The sequence below is a fragment of the Phytobacter sp. SCO41 genome, from assembly GCF_003073275.1.
GTDB classification, from domain to species: Bacteria; Pseudomonadota; Gammaproteobacteria; order Enterobacterales; family Enterobacteriaceae; genus Phytobacter; species Phytobacter diazotrophicus.
In genome coordinates, this window is sequence record NZ_CP027225.1 from 1559753 (window position 1) to 1575270 (window position 15518).

A 15518-nucleotide genomic window follows, 5' to 3' on the forward strand; every position below is an offset into this window, starting at 1 on the left:
CAACCCGATTTTCCTGTCCGCCCCAGAGAGAGATAACACATTATGAAACCCGAGACCCAGATGAAGCCACGCCAATATACGCTCAGTACCGGTAAAACCCGCATCTCCCTGCAGGCCGGGCAGACCAATATTCACAAGGCTGCGCCGGGTGAATCTTACCGGGTGCTTAAACGCCAGGGTGAAAATGATCAGGAAAAGCTGGCTGATGACGTAGTGGCTTCACGTCACGGACAGGATCTGCAACTGGACTATGCCGATGGCACCACGGTGACCCTACAGGGTTGGTATACCGAAAGCGATACCAGTGTAACCCTGCCTGCCGATGGCACCTCTACCCAGGTGATTACGCCGGGGAGCACCGAAGGGGCAGCCCTGTCTGACGGCAGCCATGTTCTTTATGCGCACGGTTCTCCTGACGCGCTGGCCAGCATGACCTCAGGCCACCCCGGGCTGGAAGGTATCTTAGCTGGCCTGCATGATGGCTCGGTAGTGACTGGCCATCCTGTCACGTACCTTCCTCAGTCGCACTCTTATGCGGGCTATATCGCCGCTGCCCTCGGGCTGGGGGGCGTGATCGGGGTTGCAGCGGCAAGCGGTGGCCATGGCGGGCATGATAAGGGTGGCGATAACAACAATAACGGTGGGGGAGAAACCCCGGTCCAGAACGCCGTTCAGCTTAATTTTGTCGGCGGCCCGGCGCTTAGCAGTAACGATTTGAAAGTAGAGATTTATCAGGCCGATGGCAAAACGCTGATTGGCACGGGGACTTTGGGGGCCGATGGCTCGGTCACGGTGTCTGCGGGCAGTTACACCGGCGTCGTTATTGTGAAACTCATTAACAGCGGCAGTGCCGCTGACTACCTGGACGAAGCCACTGGCGCGGGTAAAGACCTCTCTGCTCAGCTTTGGAGTATGGGGGTTATCTCCGGAAACAACAGTACTCTTGTGCTCAATGTTAACGTGTTGACCACGCTCGCCTATACCAAGGCCCAGGAGGCCCTCGGTGGCACGCCTGACAATCCCGCCACCCTGAGCGCAACCCAGGTGACCGACACGGCAACGGCCATCAGTAACCTGTTTGGCGTGGATAATATTCTGAACACGACGGTTACCGCTACCAACGGCGGCAGTTTTGATGCTGCCGATGGCCTGAGTGCCGGTGAAAAATATGGCCTCCTGCTGGCGGCCTTCTCCGGTGCTGAAGCCAATGCGGGTGCGACCACCCAGACCATCCTGGACACCGTCGCTGCCGGAATTACACTCGGCAGCACTAACAATCTGTCCGATGGCGCGCAGTCGTTACTGATTAAAGGCGCGGCGACCGCCAGTGATGCATCCGGCGGCGTCAGCCTCATTATTGATACCCATGCGCCTGTCTTTAGCAGCGCCACGACGGCCATTGTGGATGAGAACATCGGGGCAGGTAAGGTGGTCTGGACTGCCGTTGCTACCGACCCCAGTCAATTCAGCTATAGCCTGGGCACCACCGGTGACAGCGCGCTGTTCAGCATCAATGCCTCTACCGGTGCGGTCACACTGACCGGCAACCCGGATTATGAAAGCAAAGCCAGCTACAGTTTCACCGTCGTCGCCACCGATGCCGCCGGCAATGCCAGCAGCCAGACGGTCACCCTGGCGGTTAATAACCTCGACGAAGTGGCGCCGACCATCACCAGCGGCACGACGGCCACGGCGATCAACGAAAACAGCGGGGCGGGTCAGGTGATTTACACCGCCACGGCCACCGACAGCGGCGATATCAGCGGTGGGGTGACCTTCTCGCTCAAAGCGGGCAGCGACGCGGGTCTGACCATCAACCCGACCACCGGTGTGGTCACGCTGACCGGCAACCCGGATTATGAAAGCAAAGCCAGCTACAGCTTCACCGTTGTTGCTACCGATGCGGCAGGCAATGCCAGCGACCGCACGGTCACCCTGGCGGTTAACAATCTCGACGAAGTGGCACCGACCATCACCAGCGGCACGACGGCCACGGCGATCAACGAAAACAGCGGCGCGGGTCAGGTGATTTACACCGCCACGGCCACCGACAGCGGCGATATCAGCGGTGGGGTGACCTTCTCGCTGAAAGCGGGCAGCGACGCGGGGCTGACCATCAACCCGACCACCGGTGCGGTCACGCTGACCGGCAACCCGGATTTTGAAAGCAAATCCAGCTACAGCTTCACCGTTGTTGCCACCGATGCGGCAGGCAATGCCAGCGACCGCACGGTCACCCTGGCGGTTAACAATCTCGACGAAGTGGCACCGACGATTACCAGCGGCACGACGGCCACGGCGATTAACGAAAACAGCGGCGCGGGTCAGGTGATTTACACCGCCACGGCCACCGACAGCGGCGATATCAGCGGTGGGGTGACCTTCTCGCTCAAAGCGGGCAGCGACGCGGGTCTGACCATCAACCCGACCACCGGTGCGGTCACGCTGACCGGTAACCCGGATTTTGAAAGCAAATCCAGCTACAGCTTCACCGTTGTTGCCACCGATGCGGCAGGCAATGCCAGCGACCGCACGGTCACCCTGGGCATCAATAACCTCGATGAGGTCGCCCCCAGCTTCACCACGGGCAACAGCAGCGACAGCTTCGCCACCGCCACGGTGAGCGTTGCCGAGAATACCGCCACCAGCACCGCCATCTATACCGCGCAGGCCTTTGACAATGACGCCGCCGATGGTGGCGAGCACGTCACCTACAGCTTGATCGATGCGGATAATGGCGCAGACGCCCAGTATTTCACTATCGATGCGGCAACGGGTGCGGTCACTTTCAAAGCTAGCCCTGATTTTGAAGGCACCCACGCGCCTGCATACACCTTTATCGTCGCCGCCACTGATGCGGCAGGCCATGTGACCACGCAGACCGTCACCGTTAATGTCACCGATGTGGACGAAATCGCACCGACTGTCACACTCGACGGCAGCTCGACGGGGCCCGTGATGCTGAGCCCGGCGACGGGCTACATTTACCCCAACGGTTTTGACACAACCGCGCTGGGCGACGGTAGCTTCCTGGTGACATGGGCTGGCAACAACAATGGCAGCTACGGGATCTATGCGCAGCGCCTGAGCGCTCAGGGTGTGGCGATGGGTGATCCCGTACAGCTTGCATCAGGCGCGACCAACACTTACTCCAACGCGTTGGACAGTGTTATCAGTGTGACGGCCATTAACGACGCAGGGGCGTATGCCGTTGCCTGGACCGGCAAGAATAGCGCCAGCACTGACAGCAGCATCTATACGCAGTTGTTCAACGCTGACGGTAGCCCAATATCCGCAGCCGTGAAACTTGATGGGGCCGCTTCTGCGCAGGATATCGCCCCGCAGATCGCGACGCTTACCGATGGCAGCTATATCGTGACCTGGTACATCAACGGCGGCGGTGTCTACGTGCAGCGCTTTGATGACGCGGGTGTTGCCGTTGGCAACACCGTGCCACTGATTGCGCAAGGCTCCTCTAATAACGCCAGCCCGCAGGTGACCGTGCTGGACAGCGGTAGCTACGTGGTGACCTGGCAGGGCCAAACCTCCGGCGACTACCACATCTACGTGCAGCAGTTCGACGCTACCGGCACCCCATCCACCCAAGTGGTGCTGGACGCCTCGACGGGAAACAGTACTAACTACGAAACCGTGCCGCAGATCACGGCGCTGGCTAATGGCGGCTATGTCGTTACCTGGTCCGGCTACAACTACAGCAACTCGAACTACAACAGCAGCACCTATGTGCAGCAGTTCGATGCCAACGGCGCCAGGGTTGGCAGCATCGTCGCACTGGACGGGGCGAGTAACAGTAATTTCGGTAGCGACTATACCTACCCGTACGTTGCAGCGCTGACCGGCGGTGGCTACGCCATCACATGGATGGAATATACCGATACAAACGGCTCCGACGATTACACTGTCTTTGTTCAACAGTTCTCTGCTGGCGGCAGCAAAGTGGGCGCTACCGTGCAACTGGACGCATCACACAACAATACGAGCAACAACTACGACGAATTACCGCGCATCACGGCGCTGGGCGATGGCGGCTATGTCGTTACCTGGATGAGTTTGGGCAGCTCGAATTGGGACGTCAATGTGCAGAAATTCGATGCCAGCGGCGGCCTGGTGGGCGGTGTCGTACAACTGCAAGCTTCCAGCGGCGCGACCGACCTCTATCCACAAGTCACCGCCGTTGGTACAAACGGCGAATACATGGTGACCTGGTACGGTTATGCCAGCGGCATTTCAGGCTATCACCTCTTTGTGCAGAAATTTAACGCCGACGGCAGCATCTACGAAAACCTCGTCGTGCTCAACCACGATGGCCACGCCACAGTGCAAAGTACCGAAAGTGGCACCATCTATCTCGTCAACGACAATGTCGTGGTCAGTCAGCTCAGCGACATTACGGGCGCCGCCAGCAACCAGTGGGCCAGCACGACTGTCACAGCCAATACCAGCGCAACTATCTCTGCCGCAAATCTCGCAGAAGGCACCTACCATGCTTATGCCGTCGATGCGGCAGGCAATCTTTCTGTTATTTCCGGCCGCAGTGTGTTGGTGGACAACACCGTACCTGTCTTCACCAGCGCTGCCACCGCCGCCGATATTACCGATAGCACTGCCGTCGGCGATACTGTCTACACCGCTGCCGCCACCGATGCGCACGGCGTGACCTACAGCCTGAGCACACCCAGCACTTCCGCATCAACACCAGTACCGGCGTCGTAACGCTGCTCTCCAGCCCGGCCAGCGCCACTGGCGCACAATTCACTGTTACCGCCACCGACGCCGCTGGCAACCAGACCACGCATACCGTCACCTACAACGTCGTCGACACCACGCCGCCTGCCGTCACGCTCACCCGCGACGTGGATGGCGTGGAGAACAGCAGCCAGACGGTCACCGTGCAGAGCACCGAGGCCGGCACGGTATACCTGGTCAGCGACAGCGTGACAGTGACGAATCTGGGCAGCCTCACCGCCGCCGCCGACAACCTGGTGAACAGCGTCGCCGTCGCGGCGAACGCTGGCACCACGCTGGCGCTGACCGGCCTTGCCGAAGGCACCTACCACGCTTATGCTGTGGACGCGTCCGGCAATGTCTCCGCCATCTCGGGTAGCAGCGTGATTGTGGACAACACCGTACCTGTCTTCACCAGCGCTGCCACCGCCGCCGATATTACCGATAGCACTGCCGTCGGCGATACTGTCTACACCGCTGCCGCCACCGATGCGCACGGCGTCACTTACAGCCTGAGCGACACCGGGCACTTCCATATTAACGCCAGTACCGGCGTCGTGACGCTGCTCTCCAGCCCGGCTAAGGCCACTGGCGCGCAATTCACCGTCACCGCCACCGACGCCGCTGGCAACCAGACCACGCATACCGTCACCTACAACGTCGTCGATACCACGCCGCCTGCCGTCACGCTGACCCGCGACGTGGATGGCGTGGAGAACAGCAGCCAGACGGTCACCGTGCAGAGCACCGAGGCCGGCACGGTATATCTGGTCAGCGACAGCGTGACGGTGACGAATCTGAGCAGCCTCACCGCCGCCGCCGACAACCTGGTGAACAGCGTCGCCGTTGCGGCGAACGCTGGCACCACGCTGGCGCTGACTGGCCTTGCCGAAGGTACTTACCACGCTTATGCCGTTGATGCGGCAGGCAATCTTTCCATCATTTCCGGCAGCAGCGTGATTGTGGACAACACCGCGCCCGTTATCGCAGGCGGCGCCACCGCTACCGGCGCCACCATTGTTGGCGGCACGGCGGCTGGCACCCAGGTGTACGATGCCAACGCCACGGACGCCCATGCCATCACCTATAGCCTGGACGCGGACAGCCTCGCCAATTTCTCCATCAACCCCACCACCGGCGTCGTCACATTGAACAACGCCGCTATCGAGGGCAGCTATAACTTCATCGTTACCGCGACCGATGCCGCTGGCAACCACAGCAGCCAGACTGTCACCCTTAACGTCAGTGCTGGCCTTAATGGCAGCGCGTTGGTCTCAGGCAGTACCACCGACACATCCACCGAGATGACCATCAACGTCGGTCTGGAGAAACTGAGTAACGGCTACACGGTCCTGGAGTACATGAAGCAGACCGGCGGCGACAATATTTCCTGGGATCCGACCGGCCCGCTTTACGCTGGCGTTATTAAGGTGCTGGACGCGGGCAATAACGTCATCAAGACCGTTGACATCAGTATCCCCAATGGCTACACCATGATGGATACACAGATCAAGGCGCTGGCCAACGGCGGTTTCGTCGTGGCCTGGTCGCAGGTGGATACCGCTAATTACTCAGATTACAGCGTCCACTATGCGATCTATGACAACAGTGGCAATCTGCAATCCAGCAACACCCTGGCAGCCCCTGGTACCGGGGTCACCATCGCGGCGCAGAGCAGCGCGAATGGCGGTGATTTCGCGATCGCCTACCAGACGATGGGGACCGGGACCGATCAGCAGGAAGCTATTTCTGTCTTCCACTACAACGGCAGCGGACTCAACTTCACCCAGGGCGCGCAGACCCTAATTGGTGGCAACAGTTCGAGCGCAAACTTCGGCGGTGTCGCCAGCCCGGCAGTGCAGTTGATGAAATTCCAGTTGACGCCGGGTGTGCTGACGGCACTGAGCGATGGCAGCTATGTGCTGGCGTCCGAGGTCTACGACTGGATAGGCACGCCCGGCCAGTCGGCTACAAGCACGCCTATCGGCGCCTTCATCTTCAAACTCGACGCCACCGGTTCGCTGGCCAACTTCGACAGCGGCACGACCTGGCAGCGCGTTAACTGGAACGACGAGCAGGGTTCGCCGACGAACGCCATTGCTTTCGATGGGGGTTTTGCTGTCTTTAGTCAGGAATATCACAGTGCGACCTGGCAGGTCACGCTCTATAACAACAACGGCACGCTCATCACCACCAATGTCCAGAGCAACACTGTTTATAACATGGGAACCCAGAGCTACCACGCCGTGGACGTTGGTCCGATGGACAGGGCGACCCATGATGAGCTGCAGTACAGCACCACCGGCTACCTGGCGGCATCAGCCACGGTGTACGACAACGGCACAGATCTGGTGTTCGTGTTCCCTGACGGTAACGGTGGCCTGAGCCAGGTCAGTATCTCCAAAACCACCGGCGAGCTGACCAGTGCGGTGACGGACACCGGTATCACGGTGCCCCAGGGGGGGCAGTTATACAACGTGCGGATCGTCTCCGATGGCGCGGGCGGCCATGACATCACCTACTCTGTGCTGTTTGATAGCGACACAAGCGATGGCGGTAAGGCTGGCTATGCTGTCGGCGATATCTATCAGATTGGCCTGAACGCAGGTCCTGCTCCCGCGTTACCGATAGTGACCGATGCCCATATCGCCATCACCTCCACGCCAGGTGGCGCAGACGGCAGTACCTACAAGATTGGCGACACCGTCACCGCCGTGTGGGATAACTCTGCCAGTGGCGACGCCAATACCAGCACAGTGACCGGCGTCACCATGGATTTCAGCCAGTTTGGCGCCAGCACGCCGGTGACGGCCTGGGACGATGGTACCCACGGCGATGTCACTGCTGGCGATGGCAAGTATACGGCCCAATACACTATCGCCGCCGGCTCCATTAACAACGTTCATGGTCTCAACGTCTCTGTTACGGCCACTACGGCGAGCCACACCTCGGCCACTGCGGCGGACAGCACCGGTCTTACGGTAGACAGCACAGCGCCTGTGCTCTCCAGCAGCACGCCGCAGGATAACGGCGGCAGCGTTGCCACGGGCTCTAACCTGACACTGACCTTCAGCGAGAGCGTGCAGGCCGGCAGCGGCCATATCACCCTCGTTAACGACGGCAACAGCAGTCTGAACAAGGTCATCGACATCACCGACAGTTCGCAGGTCTCTATCAGCGGTCACACGGTGACGGTCAACCCGACAACGGATCTGGCGGCTGGCGCAAACTACCATGTCCAAATCGACAGTACCGCGCTGCACGACGCGGCGGGGAATAACTATGCAGGTATCAGCACGTCGACGGGGTTGAATTTCACGACCGCTTCCGCCTCGGTCGGGGATCCTTCCATCGTGGTGTTCGACCTGACGACGGGACAAAGTTCCGAGCATAACGGGCGTGTCTTTGACGCCAATACCGCGTACACCATCTATATCAAGGTCAACAGCACTTACAGCCCGCTGGTTGGTCTGGATAGCAACGAAATGTGGTCGGGCGCGCAGAATCTGGGCACGGACGACAAGATTGTGCTGGTGGGCACGGGGAGTGATGTTAAGGGAAGCCATGGCGACGCAGTAATGGCGATGAATCACGGCGGCAATTACGTTAACTGGGTGGCGGGGTTCTCTTCTACGCTTTCTTCTAATGTCGCCGGCGTTGCCGCAAATGGCCAATTCGCTCGTGGTGGGAATAACGCGGATCTTTGGAACGGCACCTGGGCCGCAAACCCGAATGCGGATAATTCGTTTGCTCAGGCGTATCTGCAGGCGATGCCTGCCGGCGTCCTCACCTCGCAAGGGCTGGCGATACCATGACAGGTTCACTGATTCTGCTACGCCGCCTGGTCGAAATGCGGCAATTCGAGGCGCTGCAGGAGGCTGTCTTTAGCCTGCCTGCGCTCTCATCAGCAGAACAGGTGCTTTTGGCCCTGGCTCAGGCCCATTTGGGCCAGCCAGAGGCGGCCCGCCAGACGCTGGGGGTGCTGATCCCGGCTGAACTGGAGGTCGATGCCCGTGTCGACCTGGCTGCCGTGCATTTGCTTCTTGGGGAATCTGCCACGGCGCAGGCGCTGCTGGAAGCCACCCGCACCGAGGCACCAGACCACTCGCTTCTGCTGGCGCGTCTGGCTGCCTGTTATGTGCAGCATCAACGGGAGGAGGAGGCTATCCCCCTGTATGAGTGCAGTCTGCGCCTGCAACCACGTATCGACGTCTATCAGCAACTGCTGCGTCTCTACCTGCAAAGTGAGGCGTTGCATCAGGCCGATGAGACGCTGGCCGCCGCAGACCGCTTCTGGGCAGGCGAGCGGGAGCACTGGCCCGCACAGCAGGTGGCGCTGCACGATCAGCAACTGCGCGGTCTGCGTCTGGAGCTGTGGCTGGCCCGTGGCGACTTCGCCCGCGCTGATGCCTGGCTGGACGCACGCCATGCTGAACTGGCTGAGGACGATTACTGCGGCCTGCTGACCGGTTATGTTCAGCGTCTGGCCGAGCGAGGACGCCATGCCCAGGCCGAGGATGCGCTGCGCCATGGTCTGCGTCATTACCCGGAACATCCGGACCTGTACCTACAGCACGCTGAACTGGCTGAGTTGCAGGGGCGCATACCGCATGCCATTGCCTTGTTGCACCGTGCCATTACTCTGGCCGGGCAGCAGCAAAAAATAACGCTTCCTCTGCGCCTGAAGCTTGCCAGCGTCGCTACCCAGGGGCATCCGGCATTGGCGCGTACAATGGCTGAACAGGCTCTTGAGGAGGCCGGGGTGCTGACGCCTTCACCCGATATGGACGCCGCGCAAATCGGTCACTGGCTGGCGCAGGCGCAAGTAGCACTGGCCGGTGCAGACGCGCAGGAACAGCGGTACGCCGGGGCAGAGGCGCGATACATTGACGTGCTACAGGCACATCCGCAACTGCTCCCGGCACTGCAAGGGCTGGGACAGTTATATATGCAATTGGGGCGTATCGACGAGGCTGTTGGGCTGTTCGAGCAAATTTTGGCGATCGATCCGGCACGCGGTCATGCGGCGCTGATCAATGCCCGTCGTTTTCCGCAAGATGAAGAGACGTTGATTCGCCTGGAAAATCTGGCGCGTCGGCCTGGCTTGTCCGGCCCGGTGCAGCCTGGATTGCTGCTGCAACTGGCTGCCGCCTGGGAAAAACGCAAAGAGTACGCCAGAGCCTTCACCCTGGCCAACGAAGCCAATGCCGCCCACCGCGCACTTCTACGTTACGATCCGGTTGCACACCGACAAAGCTGCGCGCGTATCCGCCACGCATTCAGCCGTTCGCTCTACGATCACCGGCGCCACATCGGCAACGATTCAACGCTGCCGGTATTCGTACTGGGTATGCCGCGTTCCGGTACGACGCTGATTGAACAGATTCTGGCGGGGCACAGCCAAATCCACGGCGCGGGCGAACTGGGGGTGATTCCCAGCACGATCGCCAGGCTGGAGCGCTGGGAGCGTCATACGGGGTCAGGACACCATTACCCGGACTGTGTGGACGATCTGTCGGCCGATGTCGTGGCGGGTATCACCGCCAGCCTGCTCAAGGAACTGCGGGAAACCGTGCCAGAAAACGCTTCTGAGGTTCGGCATGTGGTGGACAAGCTGCCGCACAATTTCGAGAACATTGGTCTTATCAAGCTGCTGTTCCCGAACGCGCGGATAATCTCAGTGCGACGCGACCCGCGTGATATCGCTATCTCCAACTACTTCACCGACTACGCAGCCAAACATGGCGGTATGGGCTTCGCCTATGATTTGCAATGGATTGGTGAACAACTGGCCGACCACAATCTGTTGATGCACCACTGGAACCAGCTATTCCCCGGCGAAATTCTTGAGGTGCGCTACGAGGATGTCGTCTCTGACCCGGAGCGTGAGGCGCGCCGCATGCTCGCTTATCTGGGCGTGCAGTGGGAGCCACAGGTGCTCGACACGTCTGAACTGGACAGGCCGGTCAAGACCGCCAGTGTGTGGCAGGTGCGTCAGCCTATCTATCAGACCGCGCGCGAACGCTGGCGGCGTTACGCGGACTTTCTGGCGCCGCTTACCGCGGGAACCAATGCGAAGATCGTGCATGAGCCTGTTGAGATGGTAAGCCTGCCGGTGCCGGGAATGCAGACCGAGGGTATCGTCTACTATCGTCAGGGAAAACTTGATGAAGCCGAGATGCTTTTCAGACGCCTGTTGCACCATCTGCCCGAACACGCTACCGCGCATTTCATGGTAGGCCTGATTTATGTTCGCAAAGGGCACCTGGCCGATGGCATCGGGCACATGGAAAAGGGACTCCAGGCCTGCCCATGGAATGCCAACTGGCGACGCGATCTGGCACAGGCCTACGAATTGGCGGGGCAACCGGAAAAAGCACAGGCGTTAAGGTCGCGCCACGTCAGCACGGATGACCGTGTGATGAGCGTAATAGACGTTGACCAGGATGACGCTGTTTCTCTGGATTTCTCCATTCGCACCTCCGCGACGCGGCCGTTTTAGTGAGCCGCGGCAGTAGCGCGAATATCTTATGGCGGAATGTCGCGCGCTGACGGCGTAAACGGGGCAGGGCAGAAGGATAAGGGCAGGCAAGGTCATCTACAGCGACAGAATCGTGCTCCTTATGTCGAGGTTTTCCCGCTGCGCCCATTTACGCGAAAGGGAATTTCACATCGCGTTAATATCGGTTACCGATGCGCGTGCCACCAGGCGTCCGGTAATCGATTTACCCTCTTCCACAAAGACAGGGTGCCCATCAATCAATGACTGAATACGTTGTATACATTGTTCCAGCAATTGATCGACAGGGTAAGCGATGCAGGTCAGCGGAGGATAAAGCAACGCGGCAAGCGGGGAATCCTCAAGGCTGACGATAGAGACTTCTTGCGGTACGGCGATATTAAATTCACGCAATAAACGCATGGCCTCGGCGGCGTAGCTGTCGCGTTTGGCAATGATTGCCGTGTATTTTGTAAAACTGTTTATGAGTTTTAACAATGCCTGTTCGATATTGTTGTTGGCCATAACCAGCAACTGGCGGTTAAACGGTAGCGAGTAATTCTGCAAAACGCTGCGATACCCTTCCAGCATCTGCTTACTGGCAACGTCGTCTTCATTATCAACGAGCAAGGCAATATTGCGGTGCCCTTTCCCGAGCACATAACGACAGGCGCTTTCCGCCGCGAAAGCATAGTTATAGCCCTGGTTGGCGCTTCCTTTAGTGGAAAAGGCGTCAAAGGCGATGACATTGGCTGGCATATCGCTACTGGCATGACTTAAGGTCACCACAGCCGCGCATTGATGATGCAGACTGTGTATGGCGGCTTTTTGCTCATTTTCATCATTAACGTACTGAATCAGTAATGATTTATTGAGTGCTTTCACCGCAAGCGACAGGCGAGGCAAAAGCGTCGCGCTGAAACTGGCTTCATGAGCGGGCAACACCATACCGATATAACCTGATGTATTACTGGCCAGCGTCTGCGCCGCAAAACTGGGACGATAGTCGAGCACTTCAACGGCTTTTAACACCGCTTCACGGCTATCGTCGCGCACGCCACGTGTGCCGGTCAGCACGCGTGAAACCGTGGCGCGGGAAACATTGGCTAATTTTGCAACATCATCAATAGTAGGCATGGTGTTTTCTGTATGGCGATTTTCTCCCAATAATACCATAAATGCAGACCAGTTTTAGTCACTTACGCCGTACGGCGCGCCGTATCAGTTTGGTGCGAATGAAGCGTGGGTAGCCATGCAGCGCCGCGAACCCCGCTGGCGTCGCCGAACCTGGCTTTCACAATAGCAGTGTGACAAGAGGATGAAAAAATGTACCTCTTGATAGCTGGTGGAAGGTCGCGATAGATCGATGCAACGTTAGAAAGGCCGCCGCCAATGACAATGACATGCGGATCGAGCGTATTGATAACCCCGGCGATGCTGCGCGCAAAAGCGTCGATAAAGTGCTGATAATGGGCGAATGCCAGCGGATCGCCTGCTTCGGCTGCGGCAATGATCGACTCCGTGCTTAGCTGGCTTGCCTGTTTCTCATTGAAACGACGGCTAAATCCGGTGCCGGAAATATAGCTTTCAATACAGTTCTCATGCAGACAATAGCAGTGCTGAACCGGGCCATCTTTTTCTGCTGTCCAGCCTGGCAGTGGATTGTGCCCCCATTCGCCTGCAATGGCGTTGGGGCCGCTGAGTAGCTGTCCATTTACCACCACGCCGCCGCCGCATCCGGTGCCGATAATCACGCCAAACACTGTCCCATAACCCTGGCCCGCACCGTCGATGGCCTCGGAGAGGGTAAAACAGTCGGCATCGTTGGCCAGAAAAACCGGTTGTTCCAGGCGACAGGCCAGATCTTTTGCTAAATTTTCGCCATTCAGCACCAGACAATTACAATTCTTGATAAGACCGGTTTCCGGGTCTATCGCGCCCGGCAGCCCAATCCCGATGGTAAATTCCTGCTTCTGTTCGGTTTTGATGTATTCCACCATCCCGACGAGATGATGAAGAAAGCCGGCGTAGTCGGCTTTATACGTTGGACGCCGCTCACGAAAACGAACGGTGCCGTTTTGGTCCAGCAGTACCGCTTCCATTTTTGTACCGCCAATATCAAGGCCAAGGTGAAGCATTGTCATCCTCCAGTAAAAGAAGAGAGGCTGTGCCTCTCTTCGGTGTCGTGCAATTAATGGCGCGTGCGGTAAATCTCGATAAGTTCCGTCACTAACTCTTTCGCAAGGATGGAGGTCATCAGGTGGTCCTGGGCATGCACCATCACCAGCGTCATTTTGGTTTTTCCTTCGCCTTCATCGGCTTCAATAAGCTGGGTCTGGACTAAATGCGCTTCACGGGCAAAGTGTTGCGCCTGCTGCATTTTTTCATCAGCATCGGCAAAATTGCCTTCTTTGGCGCTCTGCAATGCTTCATAGCACAGGCTGCGTGATTGTCCGGCATTGATGATAATGCCCATGACTTGCTCTTCTAATTCCATAACATCCTCTGAGTTCGGTTATTGCAGTTATGCGGTTTCTGACTGGCCTGTAGCACCGGATGGCTGATTTTCAGCGGCATCTTGTGCAAGTAGCTGTTTTTCGTAGGCTTTAAAGAACGGAAAATACATGGCGGTGGCGGTGACCATACAAATGAGACACATAATGACAGGGCTAAAAGCCCAGTTTGCCGCCCAGGAGGCGCCGATCGGCGCCGGCGTGGTCCACGGGGTCATCGAGACCACACGGGCGACCAGGCCAAAGTCGAGTGCCAGGTAGGCCAGGGTCGCATTGACCATCGGCACAAGCACAAACGGAAGGAAGAACAGCGGGTTCATAATGATCGGTGCGCCAAACAGAATGGGTTCATTGATGTTGAACATACCAGGAACGATACCCATACGGCCGATAGTGCGCAGGTGCACGGCTTTGCTGCGAATCAACAGCAGCGCCAGCGGTAAGGTTGAACCCACGCCGCCGATCAGCAGATAGTGATCCCAAAAACCCTGCACATAAATGTGGGGAATGGCGGTGCCTGCGGCAATGGCCGCCTGGTTGACGGACAGGTTCGCCATCCAGAAAGGGTTCATAATGCCGGTGACGATCAGCGCGCCATGGATCCCGGCAAACCACAGGATCTGGCACACCAGCACAGAGAGCAAAATAGCCGGTAAGGTGTCCGACGCGGCGACCAGCGGTTTAACCAGCGACATGATCGCTTCCGGGATGATCATGCCAAATTGGGCTTCAATAACCAGATTCAGCGGATGCAGCGTCAGCACCACGGCAAGAACCGGGATGAGGATTTCGAACGAACGTGCCACCCCGGTCGGGACTTCAGGCGGCAGGCGGATGGTGATGTTGTTCCGACGCAGGAAGGCGTACAGCTCCGTGGTATAGATGGCGACCAGCAGGGCGGTGAAAATCCCCTGGCCGGAGAAATACGCCGTCGAAATTTGCCCATCTTTAAGCGGCGCGGCGATAAGCAAAAAGCCCATCAGCGAGAGCATGCCTGACGTCAGTGGATCCAGTTCATGATGGCGGGCGAGACTGGCGGCAACCCCGACAGAAATAAATATCGTCATGATGCCCATGCTGAAATAGTACGGCAGCATCAGGTTGGCGCGATGATCGAGCGAGAATTGCAGCCAGGCGCGTGCGAATCCCCAGGTGGTGTCGGGGGAAAAGGGCGGAAAAATAAACACCAGCATAAAAGAGCCAACAATCATAAACGGCAGCGCAAGGATGAAACCGTCACGAATAGAGGTAACGTATTTTTGCTGGCCGACGGCGCCGGCCAGCGGCGTGATTTTTTGCTCAATCACCGCGATTAATTTCGAGTACAGAGAACTCATGGCGTGTCCCTTATTTTTTATTGTCGATTAATGAAAGGGCAAAATCTAAAACTGCTGCACCCTTCTGCATCCCGTAATCCATCATGTTGATGGGCTCAACGCGAATACCGTAGGCATTCGCTTTATGTTGCAGATCCTTCTGCATGTACTTCACTTGCGGGCCAAGAAGAACGACCTCGTAATGTCCCACTTGTTGTTCAAATTCCGCGACACCAAAGGCTTTGATATCAACGTCCAGACCGCGCTTTTCCGCTTCTTCCACCATTTTTTTCACCAGCAAGCTGGTCGACATGCCAGCGGAACAACAAAGCATGATTTTTTTCATGAAAAGACTCCTGACTGTGTGACGAGAATGGGCGCACTATAGACTTTTTGGATTCATAACGGAAAGCGCTTTCCATAGATGGATGCATTAAATGTGAG

The 15518-nt window shown here is 58.0% G+C and carries 9 protein-coding genes; 3 read left to right on the forward strand and 6 right to left on the reverse strand.

Annotated elements, in window-relative coordinates; all coding sequences use genetic code 11:
- The first annotated feature begins 60 nt into the window (after positions 1-60).
- Positions 61-4734, forward strand: coding sequence for a cadherin repeat domain-containing protein (locus tag C5523_RS07620; RefSeq protein ID WP_172960878.1), 4674 nt, complete (start codon positions 61-63; stop codon positions 4732-4734).
- On the opposite strand, the gene C5523_RS27390 is transcribed toward C5523_RS07620, so the two are convergent.
- On the reverse strand, positions 4680-4817 hold the full coding sequence (locus tag C5523_RS27390; protein WP_172960879.1) for a hypothetical protein: 138 nt from the start codon (positions 4815-4817) through the stop codon (positions 4680-4682). The two genes, C5523_RS07620 and C5523_RS27390, sit on opposite strands and share 55 nt — an antisense overlap.
- Positions 4818-4883: 66 nt before the next feature.
- Here C5523_RS27390 and C5523_RS07630 point away from each other — a divergent pair, with 66 nt between their 5' ends.
- On the forward strand, positions 4884-8561 hold the full coding sequence (locus tag C5523_RS07630; RefSeq protein ID WP_172960880.1) for an Ig-like domain-containing protein: 3678 nt from the start codon (positions 4884-4886) through the stop codon (positions 8559-8561).
- Entirely contained in the window at positions 8558-11248 is a 2691-nt protein-coding gene (locus C5523_RS07635; protein WP_108700871.1) for a tetratricopeptide repeat-containing sulfotransferase family protein, read from the forward strand. Before C5523_RS07630 ends, C5523_RS07635 begins: the two co-directional genes overlap by 4 nt.
- Before the next feature lie 165 nt (positions 11249-11413).
- Here C5523_RS07635 and C5523_RS07640 read toward each other — a convergent pair whose 3' ends face one another.
- The 5 genes from C5523_RS07640 to C5523_RS07660 form a co-directional block, all read right to left on the reverse strand.
- Positions 11414-12382: a LacI family DNA-binding transcriptional regulator gene (locus tag C5523_RS07640; RefSeq protein ID WP_039079802.1), complete on the reverse strand. Its 969-nt coding sequence runs from the start codon at positions 12380-12382 to the stop codon at positions 11414-11416.
- Between the two features lie 62 nt (positions 12383-12444).
- Positions 12445-13383, reverse strand: coding sequence for an ROK family protein (locus C5523_RS07645; RefSeq protein ID WP_108700872.1), 939 nt, complete (start codon positions 13381-13383; stop codon positions 12445-12447).
- Positions 13384-13436: 53 nt separating this feature from the next.
- On the reverse strand, positions 13437-13742 hold the full coding sequence (gene chbA / locus C5523_RS07650; protein WP_039079804.1) for a PTS N,N'-diacetylchitobiose transporter subunit IIA: 306 nt from the start codon (positions 13740-13742) through the stop codon (positions 13437-13439).
- 27 nt (positions 13743-13769) lie between these two features.
- A complete protein-coding gene (locus tag C5523_RS07655; RefSeq protein WP_039079805.1) occupies positions 13770-15095 on the reverse strand; it encodes a PTS sugar transporter subunit IIC in 1326 nt (441 codons plus the stop codon).
- Between the two features lie 10 nt (positions 15096-15105).
- Entirely contained in the window at positions 15106-15420 is a 315-nt protein-coding gene (locus C5523_RS07660; RefSeq protein ID WP_039079806.1) for a PTS sugar transporter subunit IIB, read from the reverse strand.
- Positions 15421-15518 lie beyond the last annotated feature (98 nt).

What these genes read in the sequence shown, in the direction of transcription:
- C5523_RS07640 (WP_039079802.1), bottom strand. Translation starts at nt 12,382, where the DNA reads ATGCCTACTATTGATGATGTTGCAAAATTAGCCAATGTTTCCCGCGCC.
- C5523_RS07635 (WP_108700871.1), top strand. Translation starts at nt 8,558, where the DNA reads ATGACAGGTTCACTGATTCTGCTACGCCGCCTGGTCGAAATGCGGCAA.
- C5523_RS07620 (WP_172960878.1), top strand. Translation starts at nt 61, where the DNA reads ATGAAGCCACGCCAATATACGCTCAGTACCGGTAAAACCCGCATCTCC.
- C5523_RS07655 (WP_039079805.1), bottom strand. Translation starts at nt 15,095, where the DNA reads ATGAGTTCTCTGTACTCGAAATTAATCGCGGTGATTGAGCAAAAAATC.
- C5523_RS07645 (WP_108700872.1), bottom strand. Translation starts at nt 13,383, where the DNA reads ATGCTTCACCTTGGCCTTGATATTGGCGGTACAAAAATGGAAGCGGTA.
- chbA (WP_039079804.1), bottom strand. Translation starts at nt 13,742, where the DNA reads ATGGAATTAGAAGAGCAAGTCATGGGCATTATCATCAATGCCGGACAA.
- C5523_RS07660 (WP_039079806.1), bottom strand. Translation starts at nt 15,420, where the DNA reads ATGAAAAAAATCATGCTTTGTTGTTCCGCTGGCATGTCGACCAGCTTG.
- C5523_RS27390 (WP_172960879.1), bottom strand. Translation starts at nt 4,817, where the DNA reads ATGCGTGGTCTGGTTGCCAGCGGCGTCGGTGGCGGTAACAGTGAATTG.